The following is a 15,974-nucleotide window of genomic DNA, read 5'->3' on the forward strand; positions in this document are numbered from 1 at the left end:
GGTACCGCCTGCAAATAAGCCGGCGGATTTTCATTCGATGAAAAAGCACACCATGCCTTACGCGCATGCCCGTTGTGGTATGTCGCGTTTCTTCAGCGTATCCACGCTCTCAAACAGCGCTGACAGTGGGGAGGTTCGCTCATGAGCACCCCCGCCAAGACGAAATCGACACTCAGCTACTTCACCTGGTCCTTCATCGTCACCGCCGTCGGCCTCGCGCTCGGCGCGGCCCTTGGCTGGCAGACGACCGGCACCATCGGCGGCATGGCGACCGTCTTCTTCATTTGTACGGTGCTTGCCGTACTCGAAATCTCGCTCTCCTTCGATAATGCCATCGTCAACGCCAACAAGCTGAAGGAAATGACGCCTGAGTGGCAGCATCGCTTTCTGACCTGGGGCATCGTCATTGCCGTCTTCGGCATGCGCATCGTCTTCCCGTTGGCGATCGTCGCCATCGCGGCGCAGATCGGCCCATGGGAAGCGCTGGTTCTCGCTGCCCGCGAGCCTGCCGAATATGCCCGCATCATGAACGACGCGCATCTGCCGATCGCAGCCTTCGGCGGCACCTTCCTGATGATGGTCGGCCTCAACTACTTCTTCAACCATGAGAAGGAAGTGCACTGGATTGCCGGCCTCGAACGCATGATGGCCCGCTCGGCCACCATCAAGGGCATCGAGATCGCCTTCGTGCTGGCCCTCATCCTGGTCTTCTCGTCCTTCCTGCCGGAAGCGGAAGCCAGCACCTTCGTCCATAGCGCCATCTATGGCCTTCTGACCTTCCTCGCGGTCGAGGTGGTGGGCGGCTTGCTGGATGCCTCGCAAAAGACGATGAGCGCCGCCGCCAAGGGTGGCCTCGGCGCCTTCATCTATCTCGAGGTGCTCGATGCCAGCTTCTCCTTCGACGGCGTCATCGGCGCCTTCGCGCTGACGCAGAACCTCTTCGTCATCGCCATCGGCCTCGGCATCGGCGCCATGTATGTGCGCTCCATGACGATCATGCTGGTGGAAAAGGGAACGCTTGCCGAATACCGCTATCTCGAGCACGGCGCCTTCTACGCCATCCTGATCCTCTCGGTGATCATGTATGTGCAGACGCTGTATCATATCCCCGAAGTCATCACCGGCCTCGGCGGCGCCACCCTGATCGGCATCTCGCTCTGGTCCTCCATCCGCTACAACAGGAAGGAACAGGCCGAAGAGCAGGCGCATGGCGAGACGCATGCGCAGAAGGAGCAGCAGGTTCAGGCCTGACGCTGATCCGGCTGCGGCTCACGCCGTGGCCCAAATCTCAGACAAAAATAAAGCCCGCGACCGAGAGGTTGCGGGCTGTTTCATATCAAGCGACCGACGGCCGCTTCTATCTTGCAGGCTTAGTGATTGATGCGGCCGAACAGGCTCGGATCGATCCCAAGCTTGTTGAGATCGCGCTCGCGTGGGCGGCGGCCGGATTGGACGGCGGCGCTGGCGGCATTCGCGGCACCGATCATCGCAAAGGCGCGGCCAAGCAAGCCATCACGAATGGACTGACGGAAGGACATTGTCTTTCTTTCTCTAGCATATGATTGACTGCTTACATATGGGCGCGCGAGGTGGGAACCACAACCGCCGGGAATTCAACCCAGCCATGCGGGAATGGGCGGGGTGGGCGTTGTAGATAGCCCCTAGAAGCGAGACCCCAGCCAGTAGCCCCCTCACCCTACCCTCTCCCCGAGGGGAGAGGGGAAGAGACCGCAGAGGATGCCGCTTTCCCCTTCTCCCCAGCGGGGAGAAGGTGCCCGAAGGGCGGATGAGGGGGCTCCGGGCGCCTAGGCTGCCTCAACAAAACCTCCCCACACCAACCTCACATCACCTCTCCCGGCAACGCCGCCGCCTGCAAAATCCACCCCTTCAGCAAGGCCGCATCAAACCCCTGGTCTTCATACAGATGCACATACCGCACTCCCTCCTGCTTCGACCCGACAGGCGGCAGCGGAACGAGTGAGGTGCCCTTGAAGAACGTCACCTTGATGTACCGATCGAAGCAGTGAAACGCCAGGAACCAGCCGCCTGCCGCGGCGCCATAGAGCGGCGTGTTCCACTTGACGGCTTTGCGCAGATCGGGAACGAGCCCCGTTATCAGCTCATCAAGCTCTTTCCCGATAGCACTCTTCCACCCCGGCATCGCCGCGATATACGCCTCAACCGGGGCATCCCCCTCCCCCTTCGGTATCTGCGGATTGCCGCCGGACAAAAGCTTGGGCGCACTCATCAGTCCCTCCCTAGTTGCGCTCCAACTGACTGTAGCAGCAACCAAAGAGAATTTCCGCCGAAACCTTAGCGCAACGCCACGTCAGCCTTCCCGGCGTTGAGGGCCGCCTCGAAAAGCGACTTCCCATCCCCGCCCAGCCACGCATCCAGCGACGTCAGGGGCCCAAACTCCCGCTCAAGCGCCGGGATGTCCGCCACGCCAGCAAGCAAGCCGTCGTCCACCAGTTCGGCGAGACGTTTCAGGAAGGGGTTGTTGTCGAGCAACTCATCGGAAAAGCGCCGGTAAGTGATCGGCCGGCCCGCGGCTTTGGTGAAAGCGCGCGCGAGGTCCTCACCCGTCACGGATGCGCTGGAAAGCTCGATCGCCCTGCCGCTGAACCTGTCGGGAGCCATCAGAATTTCTGCGTTGATCCTGCCCAGGTCTTTGACGGCAATCATCTGCATCAATTGATCCGGCCGCATGAAGAAGGTGAATTCGCCCTCGGGCAAACCCATCCCGGGCAGCATCATCATTTCCATGAAGCTTGCCGGCCGGGTGATCGTGGTTGCCATCGGCAGGCCTTGGACATAGGCCTCGATTTCCGATTTGCTGTCGAAATGCCCCATTCCCGTCGGCCCTTTTCCCGCCCCACCGCCGGAGGAATAGACGAGATGCCGAACGCCGTGCCGCAAAGCGCTGTCGGCGATCGCCTTGCCCTGATCGACCTCCTGCTGATCACTGACCTCACCGCCGGGAGAGCTGGTCTGAACGCTGAAGACACCATCAATGCCGGCCATGGCCCGATCGATAGAGGCGGTATCGAAGAGATCGCCTTTCACCAAAGAAATCCCTTCGCCGGCCAAGGCCATCGCCTTCGCACTATCCGGGTTGCGGACGAAGGCACGGACCCTCCTGCCCTTGGCCCTAAGCGCGCGCGCCACCGCGCCGCCCTGCTGACCGGTCGCGCCGAAGACGAGAAATTCGGAATTGTCGTCCATGATAGTTACCTTTCGTAAGCTTCAATGGTTACTATCTGGAATTATTTGAAATCCGGCACAAGACGGCACATGTTTGGGCCTCAGGCACATGATGATAACCATTGAAGGAGCCAGTTCATGCAGCGTCATATCAATGGTCGCCCCGTCATCGAAACCGCGCGCGGACCGGTACTGACCCCTTGCGCGCCAGGCAGCGTCTTGGTCCGCCTCGGCGACAAATGGACGATTCTCGTCGTTTCAATGCTGGCTCTGTCACCCGATGAACCGATGCGCTTTGGCGCCATCCGGCGCGGCATTCCGGACATATCGCAAAGGATGCTGACGCTGACGCTCCGCAACCTCGAGCGTGACGGCCTCGTGGCGCGCCACTACTATCCCGAGGTGCCGCCAAGGGTGGAATACGAACTGACGGAACGCGGCAAGTCCATGCTACCGCCCCTGGCCGCCTTCACAGGTTGGATCAGGGATACCTGGCAAGACATCGAAGCCTCCCGGATTGCCTTCGACGAGGCTCAGCGAAGCTAAACGGGCGTGCCCATGGACTTCCCCCGCCCCCGCCATACCTACCCCTCCCGGAGGTAACCCATGGCAGAAGTCCTGCTCTTTCACCACGCCCAAGGGCTGACGCCGGGCATCCATATCTTCGCCGATCATCTGCGCGACGCAGGTCACATCGTCCACACGCCCGATCTCTTCGACGGCCATGTCTTCGCGAGCATCGAAGAGGGCATGGCCTATATCCAGGCGACCGGCTTTGACGCGCTGCGCGAGCGCGGCGTGAGCGTGGCCGAGGACCTGCCGGCCGAGCTTGTCTATGCCGGCTTCTCCTTTGGCGTGGTGCCGGCGCAGCAGCTGGCGCAGACACGGCCCGGCGCGCGCGGCGCGCTTCTGTTCCACGCCTGCCTGCCGATATCGGGCGAGTGGTCCTTCGGCCCATGGCCGGAGGGCGTGCCGGTGCAGATCCATGCCATGGATGCCGACCCGATCTTCATGCGCGAGGGCGATATCGATGCCGCCCGGGAGATCCTGGAGCACGTGAAGGACGCGAGCCTCTTCCTTTACCCCGGCGACCAGCACTATTTCGCCGACAGTTCGCTCCCCTCCTGGGATTCCGACGCCGCCGAAGTGCTCACCCGCCGCGTCCTCGATTTCCTCCGACACGTCAACGGCGCCGGCGACGGCTTACCTTGAACGAGAAACGGCCGGCGGATGTCTCCATCGCCGGCCGTGAAAGATAGGGGTTTGGGCAGTCTTTTTCTTTGTCTGAAGGCGGCTCAGTCTTCGCTGGCCGCCATCTGTGTCAGCACATCGCCGCGCCCGCGCAGGCGAAGGATGAGCGGCAGGATCAACGCCAGGGCTGCCAAGCCGAGCAGCACGGCGGCGATCGGCGACTGCACGAGCGTCGTCACGTCGCCCTGGCTGATGGCGAGCGCACGGCGCAGCTGCTGCTCCGCGAGCGGGCCGAGGATCAGGCCGACGATGACGGGCGCGATCGGGTAATCGAAAACGCGCATGACATAGGCGATCAACCCGAACGCCAGCAACATGCCGAGTTCGAACACCGACGGATTGGCGCCGATCGTACCCAGCGTCGCAAAGACCAGGATGCCGGCATAGAGCCAGGGCTTCGGGATCGTCAGCAGCCGCACCCACAGCCCGACCAGCGGCAGGTTGAGCACGAGCAGCATCAGGTTGGCGATGAGCAGCGAGGCGATCAGGCCCCAGACGAGCTGCGGGTTGGTGGCAAACAGCAGCGGCCCCGGTTGCAGGCCATATTGCTGGAAGCCGGCCAGCATGATTGCCGCCGTGGCCGAAGTCGGCAGGCCGAGCGTCAGCAGCGGCACCAGCGTGCCGGCGGCCGAGGCGTTGTTGGCGGCCTCCGGGCCGGCGACGCCTTCGATCGCGCCATTGCCGAACTCTTCCGGATGCTTGGAGAGCTTCTTTTCGGTCGCATAGGAGAGGAACGTGCCGATCTCGGCGCCGCCGGCCGGCATGGCGCCGATCGGGAAGCCGATGACGGTGCCGCGCAGCCATGCCTTCCAGGAGCGTGCCCAGTCCTGCGCCGTCATCCAGACCGAGCCCTTGATCGCCTCGATCTTGTCGGGCGCCGATGTACCCTGTGCTGCGATGAACAGCGTCTCGCCGATCGCAAACATCGCCACCGCCATCGTCGTCACCTCGATGCCATCGAGGAGATCCGGAACGCCGAAGGAGAGCCGGTTCTGACCGGTCAGCTGGTCGATGCCGACAAGCGACAGCGCAAGACCGATGAACAGCGAGGTAAGGCCGCGAAGCGACGAATTGCCGAAGGCCGAAGACACGGTGACGAAGGCGAGGATCATCAGCGCGAAATATTCGCGCGGGCCAAAGACGAGGGCGATCTTGACGATCAGCGGCGCGATGAAGGCAAGCGCCAGCGTGGCGATCAGGCCGGCAACGAAGGAGCCGATCGCCGCGGTGGCGAGCGCCGGGCCGCCGCGTCCGGCGCGCGCCATCTTGTTGCCCTCGAGCGCCGTGACGATCGAGGCGCTTTCGCCGGGCGTGTTCAAGAGGATCGATGTCGTGGAGCCGCCATACATGCCGCCGTAATAGATGCCGGCGAACATGATCAGCGAGCCGGTCGCGTCGAGCTGGTAGGTGACGGGCAAAAGAAGCGCCACTGTTGTGGCCGGGCCGATGCCGGGCAACACGCCGACCATGGTGCCGAGCGTGACGCCGATCAGGGCGTATAGCAGGTTCATCGGCTCCATCGCCGAGACCAGGCCCTGTAGAAGAAATTCGAATGTGCTCATGATGCTACTCTCAAGGCTCCCGTCAATGGATCAGGTGTTCCAGCGGTCCCGCCGGAAGCGAAAGCTGAAGCACAACGGCAAAAAGCCAGTAGATGCCGAGACAGATGACGATGCCGACAGGAATGCTGATCCAGATCCTGCGGGCGCCGAAGCCGGCGGCGGCAAGACCGAACAGCGCGCCGGTTGCGATCGAAAAGCCGAGCGGCCGGATCAGCACCATCTGCGCGACGAGACCGGCAACGACCCAGACCACCGGGCCAAACTCCTGGCGCTCGCGCTCGGGAAAATCGCGACGGAACGCGGCAAAGACGGTCCAGACGCCCAGGCCGACGAGAACGTAGGCGATCCAGTGCGGCACCGTTGCCGGCCCGACCTGCGAATAGCCCGTCGTCTCGTTGAGGCGCGCCACGTCGAAGAAGATGACGGCCGCCATGGCGACCAGCACGGCGGCAATAACAAGCGCCGCCCAATCAGGGCGGCGCTGTTGCGATGTCACTTGGTTCTCGGGGTTCATTTAACCAGTCCGATGTCTTTCAGGATCGTTTCCGTCGCGGAAATGTCCTGCGCGAGCTGTGCTTCGAATTCCGGACCGGAGAGATAGGTGTCCATCCAGCCCTTGGTCTTCAGGTTGTCCTGCCAGGTCTTCGACTTGGCGAGCTTCTCGACGTCATCGGTCACGGCCTTCTTCTGCTCGTCGGTAAGACCGGGAGCGGCGGCAACCATGCGCCAGTTCTGCAGCACGACGTCGAAGCCGGATTCCTTCAGCGTCGGCGCGTCGATGCCGTCGACCTTCTTGTCGGCCGAGATCGCCAGCAGGCGCAGCGCGCCAGCCTTGATCTGGCCTTCGAATTCGCCATAGGACGAAACGCCAGCCGTCACCTGACCGCCGAGGATGGCGGCCAGAGCCTCGCCGCCGCCGGAAAACGCGATGTAGTTGATCTTGGTCGGATCGGCGCCAGCGGCCTTGGCGAGCAGGCCGACGAGAATGTGGTCCGTGCCGCCGGCAGAACCGCCGCCCCAGGAAACCGCGCCCGGATTTTCCTTCAGCTTGGCGACCAAATCGGCGACCGTCTTGATATCGGAATTCGCCGGTACGACGATGGCCTCGTATTCGCCGGTCAGACGGGCGATCGGGGTAACGTCCTTGAGGGTCACCGGCGACTTGTTGGTCAGGATGGCGCCGACCATGACATAGCCGCCGACGAGCAGGGCGTTCGGATTGCCCTTCTGCTGGCTGGCGAACTGGGCGATGCCGATCGTGCCGCCGGCGCCCGGAACGTTCATGACCTGAACTTTGCCGGAAATCTTCTCGCTCTGCAGCGAGGTCTGCATGGTGCGGGCCGTCTGGTCCCAGCCGCCGCCGGGAGCGGCAGGCGCCATGATCGAATAGTCGGCGGCATAGGCCGGCAGCGCGATGGCCGCCGCGAAAATGCTGGTCAGGAAAATATGCTTCAAGAGACTGTCCTCCATGAGCGCGGTCGGTGACCACGCATTGTTCTCGATCGGATCGGGAAGGACAGCGCACACGGACGCGAAAACGCATCCGAAATATCTGGCGAAACTCCTCCCGAAACTTCCCCTATCCGCCTCCACGGAGTTGAAGTTCGTCAAAAGGGACCACAACAAGCTGTCATTTAGCTGACACCCCGCGCTTATCCGGTCAGGATGGACACTTTTTTGCCGCAATTCGAATTCTTGGCCGAAACTGCAGATTTCTGATTGATGTCGGGAACCCTTGTCGCCTTTCGACGTTAGACGGAAGTAATAGGGGAATTTGCGCCATGAGCACGCACATCGACATCAACCAGATCAACGACGACCGCCAGAACGACCGCTTGCGGGAAGTGTGGAGCGTCGCCGATTTCTCGCGCCGTCACCGGCTGGAAAAGGAAGAGGAGCAGCGTCTGCTCAAGCTCTTCGGCTCGTTTGCGACGAAGCAGGAACTGCTCTCGAACGCCCAGCGCCCCTGCCGCTTCCGCTGAAAAGCGGAGCGTAGCGCAGATAGGTCAAAACACCCATCCCCGGTGGATACCGCGGGCGCGCTGTCGAGCGGCCTGCATATGCGGCATCATCCGATGCCGAAGCCGACCTACTTTCACATGAGACAAATGAGATTTTAGAGAACCGCCCAGCGGTTCACGACGCCAACGGCATCAGGAAGCGCGGCGCGATCAGCGATTTGCCGAAACGGATCGCGGCCGCGTAATCCAGCGCTTCCGATACCTTCTCCGGCCAATGCGGCTTGGAGACGACGCCGACGGCGCTGCGGTTGTTGCGCACCATCTCGGGATTGCCGGTGACGAAGACGACGGTTACGCCATGCTCGCTGGAAAGACGCTCAGCAATCGCAGGACCGGTCACGCCATCGGCAAGCTGAACATCCACCAAGGCCACTTCTGCCTGCTCGGCAAGCTCCAGGGCTTCGTCCAGCGTTCGGGCCGGGCCGATGACGGTGTGACCGAGATCCTCGACGATGGATTCGAGATCGAGCGCGATCAACAATTCGTCTTCGACAATAAGAATATTCATGCGGTAGTGCCCATATCTGTGGAATGCATGCCAGCCTGAAACTCGAAAACGCGTGACGCCGCGATTGGTTCCCGACCTTTCCAATTTCCTAATATGGAGCCCGAGGGTTAAAAGAATAGTAGCCGCGCCATACCAATTTTGGGCTTTAAATGTTCAATACAAACCCCGCATGTCACGGCAAAACCGATGAAATCGGGCGAAAATATACTTATGCAACCCATCCGATATAAATGCGCCAAAACAACACGCCCAGCGCTTAGCTGACGCTTAGCTAGCATCTACTGCGTGCGCAGCACCTCGTTCCAGTGCGCGATCAGCCGCGCCCGCTTCACCTGGTCGAGATAGACCATCAGGCCGGGGCTGACAGGTACGGGCCGCAACTGCGCGCCGAGCAGCGCCTGCATGGTGTTGGCGGTATTTTCGCCGGTCACCTCGGGGCTGACGGCGGGGATCTGCAGCTCGCGCGCCATGATCGTCTGCCCCTCCTTCGACATGAAGAAGGAGAGGTAGCGCCGCCCGAGCTCCGGATTGGCCGCCGCCTGCGGCACCAGCCCGATCCGGGACATCACGACCGTATAGTCCTTCGGCAGCACGATGCCGACCTCTGGATGGCGTTTGGCCCAATCCGCCGCGTAGGAGCCCAGAATATTGTAGCCGAGCACGAAACGCCCGTCCGACACCCGCTCCAGGATCGCCGAACTCGTCGAATAGAGCTTCACCCCCGCCGCCCCCATGGCGCCGATCACCGACCAGATATCGCCGAACTGCTCCTGGTCGCGCGCCATGAACAGGAAGCCGACACCGGAGCGCTCGATATCATAGGTGCCGATCCGCCCATGCACCGCATCGCCCTTGCGCTTCAGATAATCGACGAACTCGGCGCGCGAGCTCGGCGGCCGTTCGTTGGCGAAGCTCGGCTTGTGATAGACGAAGACGGCGGGCTCGAAGGTCAGCGCATAGGCGGTGTTGCGCCAGTTCGCCCATTTCGGCCAGATCCCGCTCATCGGCAGGTTGCTCGGCTGCGCATAGCCGTCGTTGGAAAGCTTCACCTGCAGGTCCATGGCCGACGAAAAGGCGAAGTCCGCCGTCGGCTTCCCCGCGTCCGTCTCCTGCACGATGCGATCGTAGATCTCCCCCGTCAGCATGTCCTCGTAGGTGACGGCGACGTCGGGGTTCGCCTCCTGAAATCCGCGGATCATCGGCTGCGCCAGCGGCTCGTCGAGCGAGGAATAGACCACGAGCACGGGTGCAGCGGCATTGCCCGACACAGCCGGATAGAAAATCGGCTCCGCCAGGGCAAAGCCCGGACAGAGCAACATCAACGCAAGTAGTGGCAGTCTCCTCATGAGAGGAGAATGCATGACTGCGCTATCAGGCACAAGTGAGCACACACCCGCCCCATTTGCCCGCTGCGCGATGCTGCCCATGCTCCATGCCCGTCCAAAGGCGTAACCGTCGCGCGCGACAATCAGCGCCAAAGACGTTAGACTTCCCGCAACCCAGTTGCCCTATCACGCGGAGGCCGCATTGGAGCGACGACTGACAGCCATTCTCGCCGCCGATGTCGTCGGTTATTCCAGGCTGATGGGCATCGACGAGGCTGGCACGCTGAAGGCCTTCAACCGTCACCGCGTCGAGCTGATCGAGCCGGCGATCCTCGAATATGGCGGTCGGGTGGTGAAGCTGCTCGGAGATGGTCTGCTGGTGGAATTCGGCAGCGTCGTCAACGCGGTCGCCTGCGCCGTCGAAATCCAGCGCGGCGTAGCACTCGGCAATGCCGAGGTTCCCGAGGACCGCCGCATCCGCTTTCGCATCGGCGTCAATCTCGGCGATGTCATCGTCGAGGGCGGCGATATCTTCGGCGACGGCGTCAATGTCGCCGCTCGTCTCGAGGCCGTCGCGGACCCCGGCGGCATCGCCGTCTCCTCCTCGGTCCGCGACCATGTCGGCGCCCGCCTCGACCTGCGCTTTGAAGATCGCGGCCGTCAGACGCTGAAGAACATCGAGCAGAAGGTCCACGTCTACGCCGTGCTCGTCGATCTCCCCGATCAGAGCACGGGTGTGGCCTCCGAAACGCCCATTTCAGGCACGCGCTCGATCGTCGTGCTGCCCTTCACCAACATGAGCGGCGATCCCGACCAGGAGTATTTCTCCGACGGCCTGACCGAAGACATCATTACCGACCTCTCGAAAATCTCGGGCCTGCTGGTCACCCCGCGCAACACCACCTTCGCCTACAAGGGCCGGGCCATGAAAATCGGCCAGATCGCCTGCGAGCTCTCGGTTCGTTATGTGCTGCAGGGTAGCGTGCGCACATCCGGCGGCCGCGTGCGCATCAGCGCCCAGATGATCGATGCCTGCAACGAGGACCATCTCTGGGCCGATCGCTACGACCGCGACCTCACCGATATCTTCGCCATCCAGGACGAGATCGCCCATGCGATCGTCGGCCAATTGAAGGTCAAGATGCGCCCGGAGGAAGTGCGCGCGCTGGAAAGCGATCCCACCACCAATGTCGAGGCCTACACCTACTATCTGCGCGGCCGCAAATTCGCCCGCACCATGACCATGTCCTATCTGATCATGGCGAGGCGCATGTTCTACAAGGCGGTCGAGCTCGATCCGAACTATGCCCGCGCCTATGCCGGCATCGCCGATTGTGACAGCGCGCTTTACATTTGGTACGCCGCCGAGCTGCCGATCGACGAGATCCTGGAGATGACCTCGAAGGCGCTGGCCCTCGACCCCAATCTCGCCGAAGCCCACGCCGCCCGCGCCATCGCGCTCCATCACGCCGCCCGCGACGCAGAAGCCGACATCTATTTCGCCAAGGCGCTGGCGCTGGACCCCAATCTCTTCGAGGCCAATTTCCACTTCGCCCACCGCCTGTTCAAGCGTGGCCAGTTCGAGGATGCGATCATCTATTTCGAGCGTTCCGCCAGCCTCTATGGCGACGATTATGTCTCCCCGGTCCTGCTCGCCGCCGCCTTCCGCTCGCTCGGGCTTCCCGAGGATGGCCGCAAATGGGCAGCAGAAGGGGCGGTTCGCGCCGAGCGCGCAGCAGAGCAGAACCCCGGCAACTCCGCCCCGGTCCACCGCGCGGCCCTTGCCTACGCGCAGATCGGCGACACCAGGCGCGCCATCTCCTGGATCAACCGCGCGCTCGCCATGGACCCGCACGACGTCATCACCCGCTACAACGCCGTCTGCGTCCACGCCTTGCTCGGAGAAACCGACCGCGCCGTCGAGCACATGCAGCAATTGCTGCCCAACAGCTCCTCCTACCAGATCGGCTGGTTCGAAAACGATTCAGACCTCGACAACATCCGCTCCGACCCGCGCTTCATCGAGCTGATGGCCGCCATCGCGCAGCAGTGAAGCCTTAAAAAGCGCATCGTGACATCGCCAGCGCCGCCCTGTAGTCTCCGGCGAGATCGAGGGGAGGATCCGTGCGCATTCTACTGGTGGAGGACAATATCGCGCTGGCCGACGGGCTGTCGGCCATTCTGCGCGGCACCGGCCATGCCGTCGATGTCGTTCATGATGGCGCATCCGCCAATGCGGTGACGGCAGCCGAGAGCTTCGACCTCGTGGTGCTCGATCTCAACCTGCCCGAGATGGACGGCCTCGACGTGCTGCGCGCCATGCGCGCCCGCCAGAACCAGGCCGCCGTCCTGATCCTCACCGCGCGCGGCACCCCGGAAGAACGTGTCAAAGGCCTCGACCTCGGCGCCGACGACTACCTGATCAAGCCTTTCGACATCTCCGAATTCGAGGCCCGCGTGCGCGTCCTTCTGCGCCGCCAGGCAGGCCTGCATTCGGCGACCGTCAGCTTCGGCGGCCTGTCGCTCGATCTGAATTCGCGCGCCTTCTTCTCCGGCGGCACGCCGCTCGACATCCCCGCCCGCGAGCTCGGCCTGCTCGAAATCCTCTTCATGCGCGCCGGCAAGGTTGTCGCCAAGGAAGCGATCATCCAGTCGCTCACCGCCTTCGACGACGACATCTCCGCCAATGCGATCGAGCAATATGTGAGCCGCCTCAGAAAGCGCCTGGCGCCACACGGCCTAACGGTGAAGACGGCACGGGGGATCGGCTACTATCTCGACAAGCTGCCCGAGCCCGCACCCGATATTGCCGCTCCCGAGGCGCCCACCCCCGAGGCCTCATGACGTCGGCCTATTCGCTCCGCCGCCGGCTGCTCTTCTGGCTGCTGATCTCCACCGCCGTCATCGGCATCGTGGCGCTGGCCGACACCTATCGCGAGGCGGTCGAGACCTCCAACATCGTCTCCGACCGCGTTCTCGCCGGTTCGGCGCTGGCAATCGCCGAGCGCGTCGTGGTGGCCGAGGATGGCTCGCTGCAGGTCGACATCCCCTATGTGGCGCTGGAAATGCTGACATCGGCGGCGCAGGACCGCGTCTTCTACCGCGTCGACGGCCCACCCGGCCACTTCATCACCGGCTACCAGGCGCTCCCGGTCATCAAGGACACCAGGGGCGACGGCGCTGCATTCGCCGACGACCGCTTCCGCAACGAGCCGATCCGTGTCGCGACCCTCAACCGCTCGGCCTCGACAGGCATCCGCTCGGTGCCCTTCACCGTCACCGTCGCCGAAACCACCATCGCCCGCCGCCAGCTCGCTCGCGCCATCCTGCTGCGCTCGGCGCTGCGCCTCTCCGTCATGATCCTCGGCGCCGCCGTCATCGTCTGGATCTCCGTCACCGTGGCCCTGCGCCCGCTCTACAAGCTGCGCGACGCGATCGGCGAGCGCAGCCCCGACGACCTGCACCCGATCGAGCAATCCGTGCCCAGCGAAGTCCAGCCGCTGGTCGATACCGTCAACGGCTTCATGATCCGGCTCGAACAGGCGCTGGACGCGCTGCGCAACTTCACCGGCAATGCCAGCCACCAGCTGCGCACCCCGCTCGCCATCATCCGCACGCAGCTCGCGCTTTCCGCCCGCGCCACCTCGCTCGCCGATGCCCAGGCCGTGGCGCTGAAGGGCGACCAGGCCGTGGCGCATGCCGAGCGCGTGCTCGCCCAGCTGCTCCTGATGGCGAAGATCGACGCCGCCACCTCGCGCGAGGCGCTGACGGCGACCGCCATCGACCTCACCGCCATCGCCCAGGAGATCACCGGCGAACTCATCCCCACAGCATCGGCAGCCGGCATCGATCTCGGCTTCGAGGGCGACAAGCAAGAGATGATCCGCGCCGAACCGCTTCTGATCGGCGAACTCCTGCGCAACCTCACAGGCAACGCCATCGCCTATGCCGGCCACGGCGCCGAAGTCACCGTCCGCATCCGCGGCTTGGACGATGCCGTGCTGCTCGAAGTCGAAGACAACGGCCCCGGCATCCCGCCCGACCAGCTCGCCGCCGTCCGCCGCCGCTTCTCCCGCGCCGACCAATCCGGCGCCCCAGGTGCTGGATTGGGCTTGCCGATCGTCGAGGAGATTTGCGGGCTGTTTGGCGCGCGACTGCATCTCGAGCCCGGACGGGGCGGAAGCGGATTGCAGGCCTCGGTCACGTTTCCGCGGGGCTGACGCAGCCTCCCTCTCAGTTACTCTGCAGCGTCGAACGACACGCCGCTCGTCAGCGCCGCGGTCAGCGCCATCATCATCCGCCGGATCAACGGCTCCAAGTCCACGCCCGCCTTCATCGCGGCTTCGACATGGGCGGGATGGACATAAACAGTCACGGCGTCGCGAACGACTTCGGCGGCAGCGCCGATATCGTCAACCGTGAATTCCTTGCGTCGCACCCCGTCTTCGATGATCGCGGCGAGGAGCCGTGTCATCGCCGCCGCATAGCTCCGCACGAGTTCCGGCCGCTCATCGACGATCCGCCGGTAGAGTTGGTAGACCTCGAAATCATCGACGAAGTTCTCGCGCTTGCGGCGGTGCAGCGCAAGCACCAGGCCCAAAAGCCGCTCGGCCGCCGGCGTCGTGGCCGAGACGAAGCGCTCCGCCAGCGCCTCCTCGTCCTTCATCGCGGCAGCGACGATTGCGTCGAAGACCTCGGCCTTGGAGCGGAAATGCCGGTAGATGGTGGTGTGCGACGTGCCCAGAGCCTTGGCGATGTCGACGATATTCGTCTTCACATGCCCGTGGCGTCTGATCTGCGCGGCAGCCACATCCAAGATCTTCGTCGTTGTCAGGCCGTCGTCGGCCATATTCGTATCCTTGCTCATGGCTCTCCATAACCCAGTTGCCGTCGCATTTCCACAACGAACAAATTTCATATTTTGTTCATTGAATTTTGTTCGAGCATGATTTACATCATCTTCAGGAAACAGGAGCTGCAACATGGCAGACATCGAAATCAAAAGACGCATTGCCTTCGTAACTGGCGGGTCCGGCTTCGTCGGCGGAAGGCTGATCCGGGCACTGGTCGCCCGAGGCTGGGACGTGCGCGCCCTGGTGCGAAGCAGCGCAAGCATGGCCGCCGTTGCGGCACTCGGCGCCACGCCGGTCTCAGGCGATATCGGCAACCGCGAAGCCCTGTCGGCGGGTATCGAAGGCTGCGACGTCGCCTTCCACGCCGCCGCCATGTTCAAGCTCTGGGGCACGCGTCGCGAGTTCGACGCCGTCAATGTCGATGGCATGGACAATCTGATCGCCGCAGCGGTCGCCGCTTCCTCGGTGCGCAAGCTGATCTACGTCAGCGCCGCGGCGGTCGTCATGGGCGACCCCATCGCCTTGGTCGAGATCGACGAGACCGCACCGACACAGCAGCGCGGCTTCGCGCCCTACAGCAGTTCAAAGGCCGAAGCAGAAGCGCGCCTGCTGGCCGCCAACAATCGCCGTCCGGGCTTTGAAACGATGGCGATCCGCCCGCCGATGATCTGGGGCAAGGACATGCCCATGCTGGAGCAGATGGCAGCCACCGTCCGCAAGGGGCAATGGCAATGGGTGGGTGGCGGCACGCAGGCCATGTCCACCTGTCACGTCGACAACCTCGTCGAAGCGCTGCTGCTCGCGGCCGATAGCGGGCGCAGCGGGCAGGCCTATTTCGTCGCCGATGACGAAAGGGGCACATTGAAGAGCGTGCTGAGCGCGCTTTTGGCCACGCAGGGCGTCACGGCGAAGGATAAATCCGTCTCCTTTGCAATGGCCTGGCGACTGTCCACCGTGATGGAAACGATCTGGCGGTTGCTGCATCTCGGCGGCGAGCCGCCGCTCACCCGCCAGATGCTGCAATTGATCGGCAAACCCTTCACGCTGCGCACCGAGAAGGCTCAGCGTCATCTCGGTTATGAGCCGCGCTTGACCTGGCAGGAGGGGATCGATGCCATGTCGCGCTCCTGAAGAGAAAAAGCGGGTTCCGCCCAGTGTGTGACATGACAGGCTTCGGCGGATAACGCCGTAAGCCGGCTCCCCTTCCGCCTTGCATTCTCTCGCTGCATTGCACACACTGCACCCGGGAA

17 protein-coding genes are annotated in these 15,974 nt (G+C 63.3%); 8 read left to right on the forward strand and 9 right to left on the reverse strand.

Translation table 11 applies throughout. The features are described from left to right. Positions 1 to 141 precede the first annotated feature (141 nt). Positions 142 to 1,251: a DUF475 domain-containing protein gene (locus tag ACVTFQ_RS14665; protein ID WP_111563409.1), complete on the forward strand. Its 1,110-nt coding sequence runs from the start codon at positions 142 to 144 to the stop codon at positions 1,249 to 1,251. A gap of 119 nt (positions 1,252 to 1,370) precedes the next feature. Here ACVTFQ_RS14665 and ACVTFQ_RS14670 read toward each other — a convergent pair whose 3' ends face one another. The 3 genes from ACVTFQ_RS14670 to ACVTFQ_RS14680 form a co-directional block, all read right to left on the reverse strand. Beyond that, entirely contained in the window at positions 1,371 to 1,538 is a 168-nt protein-coding gene (locus ACVTFQ_RS14670; RefSeq protein WP_018899785.1) for a hypothetical protein, read from the reverse strand. 302 nt (positions 1,539 to 1,840) lie between these two features. Beyond that, positions 1,841 to 2,248, reverse strand: a complete 408-nt coding sequence (locus ACVTFQ_RS14675) for a DUF1801 domain-containing protein (RefSeq protein ID WP_111563410.1) — start codon at positions 2,246 to 2,248, stop codon at positions 1,841 to 1,843. 65 nt (positions 2,249 to 2,313) lie between these two features. Continuing rightward, positions 2,314 to 3,225: an NmrA/HSCARG family protein gene (locus ACVTFQ_RS14680; protein ID WP_111563411.1), complete on the reverse strand. Its 912-nt coding sequence runs from the start codon at positions 3,223 to 3,225 to the stop codon at positions 2,314 to 2,316. 117 nt (positions 3,226 to 3,342) lie between these two features. Between ACVTFQ_RS14680 and ACVTFQ_RS14685 the strand changes: the two genes are divergently transcribed. Both ACVTFQ_RS14685 and ACVTFQ_RS14690 read left to right on the forward strand, forming a co-directional pair. Next, complete coding sequence (locus tag ACVTFQ_RS14685; RefSeq protein ID WP_111563412.1) at positions 3,343 to 3,750, forward strand: winged helix-turn-helix transcriptional regulator; 408 nt, start codon at positions 3,343 to 3,345, stop codon at positions 3,748 to 3,750. A 60-nt stretch (positions 3,751 to 3,810) separates the two neighbouring features. After that, positions 3,811 to 4,416, forward strand: coding sequence for a dienelactone hydrolase family protein (locus ACVTFQ_RS14690; protein WP_111563413.1), 606 nt, complete (start codon positions 3,811 to 3,813; stop codon positions 4,414 to 4,416). Between the two features lie 83 nt (positions 4,417 to 4,499). On the opposite strand, the gene ACVTFQ_RS14695 is transcribed toward ACVTFQ_RS14690, so the two are convergent. Genes ACVTFQ_RS14695 through ACVTFQ_RS14705 form a run of 3 tightly spaced genes read right to left on the reverse strand, consistent with a single transcriptional unit; the run spans position 4,500 to position 7,472 of the window. Beyond that, positions 4,500 to 6,017 carry a tripartite tricarboxylate transporter permease gene (locus tag ACVTFQ_RS14695; RefSeq protein ID WP_111563414.1) on the reverse strand — a complete coding sequence of 506 codons (1,518 nt, stop codon included), beginning with the start codon at positions 6,015 to 6,017 and terminating at the stop codon, positions 4,500 to 4,502. Between the two features lie 22 nt (positions 6,018 to 6,039). Next, the gene (locus tag ACVTFQ_RS14700; protein WP_111563415.1) at positions 6,040 to 6,531 is read right to left on the reverse strand and encodes a tripartite tricarboxylate transporter TctB family protein; all 492 of its coding nucleotides are present in this window, start codon (positions 6,529 to 6,531) and stop codon (positions 6,040 to 6,042) included. Further along, on the reverse strand, positions 6,528 to 7,472 hold the full coding sequence (locus ACVTFQ_RS14705; protein ID WP_111563451.1) for a Bug family tripartite tricarboxylate transporter substrate binding protein: 945 nt from the start codon (positions 7,470 to 7,472) through the stop codon (positions 6,528 to 6,530). The genes ACVTFQ_RS14700 and ACVTFQ_RS14705 overlap by 4 nt, the downstream gene beginning before the upstream one ends. Positions 7,473 to 7,798: 326 nt before the next feature. Here ACVTFQ_RS14705 and ACVTFQ_RS14710 point away from each other — a divergent pair, with 326 nt between their 5' ends. Beyond that, positions 7,799 to 7,999, forward strand: coding sequence for a hypothetical protein (locus tag ACVTFQ_RS14710; protein ID WP_018899795.1), 201 nt, complete (start codon positions 7,799 to 7,801; stop codon positions 7,997 to 7,999). A gap of 154 nt (positions 8,000 to 8,153) precedes the next feature. Here the strand turns inward: ACVTFQ_RS14710 and ACVTFQ_RS14715 are convergent, their stop codons facing one another. Both ACVTFQ_RS14715 and ACVTFQ_RS14720 read right to left on the reverse strand, forming a co-directional pair. Continuing rightward, positions 8,154 to 8,630: a response regulator gene (locus tag ACVTFQ_RS14715; protein WP_313760037.1), complete on the reverse strand. Its 477-nt coding sequence runs from the start codon at positions 8,628 to 8,630 to the stop codon at positions 8,154 to 8,156. Positions 8,631 to 8,824: 194 nt separating this feature from the next. Continuing rightward, positions 8,825 to 9,892, reverse strand: coding sequence for an ABC transporter substrate-binding protein (locus tag ACVTFQ_RS14720; protein WP_181459280.1), 1,068 nt, complete (start codon positions 9,890 to 9,892; stop codon positions 8,825 to 8,827). Positions 9,893 to 10,073: 181 nt separating this feature from the next. On the opposite strand from ACVTFQ_RS14720, the gene ACVTFQ_RS14725 reads away from it, so the two are divergent. From ACVTFQ_RS14725 to ACVTFQ_RS14735, 3 genes are all read left to right on the forward strand, one after another. Further along, a complete protein-coding gene (locus tag ACVTFQ_RS14725; RefSeq protein WP_111563417.1) occupies positions 10,074 to 11,924 on the forward strand; it encodes an adenylate/guanylate cyclase domain-containing protein in 1,851 nt (616 codons plus the stop codon). A gap of 71 nt (positions 11,925 to 11,995) precedes the next feature. Then, complete coding sequence (locus ACVTFQ_RS14730; protein WP_111563418.1) at positions 11,996 to 12,715, forward strand: response regulator; 720 nt, start codon at positions 11,996 to 11,998, stop codon at positions 12,713 to 12,715. Beyond that, the gene (locus ACVTFQ_RS14735; protein ID WP_111563419.1) at positions 12,712 to 14,091 is read left to right on the forward strand and encodes a sensor histidine kinase; all 1,380 of its coding nucleotides are present in this window, start codon (positions 12,712 to 12,714) and stop codon (positions 14,089 to 14,091) included. The genes ACVTFQ_RS14730 and ACVTFQ_RS14735 overlap by 4 nt, the downstream gene beginning before the upstream one ends. A 17-nt stretch (positions 14,092 to 14,108) precedes the next feature. Here the strand turns inward: ACVTFQ_RS14735 and ACVTFQ_RS14740 are convergent, their stop codons facing one another. Next, a complete protein-coding gene (locus ACVTFQ_RS14740) occupies positions 14,109 to 14,855 on the reverse strand; it encodes a TetR/AcrR family transcriptional regulator (RefSeq protein WP_470423905.1) in 747 nt (248 codons plus the stop codon). Here ACVTFQ_RS14740 and ACVTFQ_RS14745 point away from each other — a divergent pair. Continuing rightward, a complete protein-coding gene (locus tag ACVTFQ_RS14745) occupies positions 14,854 to 15,855 on the forward strand; it encodes an NAD-dependent epimerase/dehydratase family protein (RefSeq protein ID WP_111563420.1) in 1,002 nt (333 codons plus the stop codon). The two genes, ACVTFQ_RS14740 and ACVTFQ_RS14745, sit on opposite strands and share 2 nt — an antisense overlap. Positions 15,856 to 15,974 lie beyond the last annotated feature (119 nt).

The organism is Rhizobium sp. O111 (genome assembly GCF_055616315.1).